This window comes from Alkalispirochaeta americana (genome assembly GCF_900156105.1).
Lineage (GTDB): Bacteria > Spirochaetota > Spirochaetia > DSM-27196 > Alkalispirochaetaceae > Alkalispirochaeta > Alkalispirochaeta americana.
The window spans coordinates 1-1,116 of the sequence record NZ_FTMS01000062.1; the positions used below are offsets into that span (position 1 = coordinate 1).

1 protein-coding gene is annotated in these 1,116 nt (G+C 48.7%); it reads left to right on the forward strand.

Annotated features, from left to right (window positions below; all coding sequences use genetic code 11):
* Positions 1–116: 116 nt before the first annotated feature.
* Positions 117–953 (forward strand): S1 family peptidase, encoded by an 837-nt coding sequence (locus BW950_RS14705; protein ID WP_076490040.1) that lies wholly within the window; start codon positions 117–119, stop codon positions 951–953.
* Positions 954–1,116 lie beyond the last annotated feature (163 nt).

The window sequence follows — 1,116 nt, forward strand, 5'->3', positions numbered from 1 at the left end:
CTGCTTCAACTTGTCATTCCCTTTGTCATGTTTTTTGCAGTCGCAAAAATCACGCCAAGCCCTTCGGGCACGGAAATGCAAGTTAAGCAAATGTTACCCATACAAGAGGACGCTGAATGGCACAGCATAAACATCCGATAGAACAGTTGATCCATAGTACTGCCCGTATCGAATGCTTAACGCCAGATGGGGTTAGCTCTGGTAGCGGTTTTTTTTATGCTTTTCTCCGTACTGAAGAGAAGCACGTGCCTTGTATTGTCACCAACAAACATGTGGTGGACGGCGCAACCGAGGGGAAGATCCATCTAACCACAGCGGATGACAAGGGAAACCCCGAGCTTGGTAATCACATTGAAATTCGGCTCGGTGACTTCTCCAAGATGTGGGTAGGGCACCCCGATAAGAATATCGACCTGGCCGCGATACCGATCGCGCCGTTATTGCATGAGGCTGAAGAACGAAAGGTAAGGTTCTTTTATGTAATGCTTGATGAAACCCTGATCGCGGACCAGAAACTCCTTAGTTCGCTTCCAGCCATGGAAGAGATCATTATGATCGGTTACCCAAACGGAATTTGGGATGCAGAGCACAATTTGCCGGTTATAAGGAAAGGGATTACAGCAACACATCCTCGTCTGCCGCTGAATGGAAAGCCTGAGTTCTTGATTGATGCTGCATGTTTCCCAGGTTCAAGTGGATCGCCAGTATTCCTTGCAAACATAGGTAGCTTTGTTAATCCGGAAGGAGCATTGTGTGCCGGAAATCGAATTGCACTCTTAGGCATCCTGTATGCAGGTCCTCAGCATACAGCTGAAGGAGAGATAGAAGTGGTAGAGATACCGACAGCGAGCAAGCCGATTTCGAGGTTTCGAATACCAAATAACTTGGGGCTTGTTATAGAAGCTTCACAGCTACAAGCATTTGATTCTGTGTTTCAGGAGAAAATGCAATGAGACCCTGGGAAAAGTGATGGGTAACAATTAGGTGAACCGGATGCTCGTTCCTCGCACCGGTTACCATGGCGTTAGGACGCCTGGGGCATCCCGGGCTCCCGAGGACGGCACTCGTTATTCGGAAAGCTGCACGATCCAGGGATTGAAACCGCCTGTTCAAGGG

Bases quoted from the DNA above. Each gene is read 5' to 3' on its own strand.
- BW950_RS14705 (WP_076490040.1), top strand. From the start codon at position 117: ATGGCACAGCATAAACATCCGATAGAACAGTTGATCCATAGTACTGCC.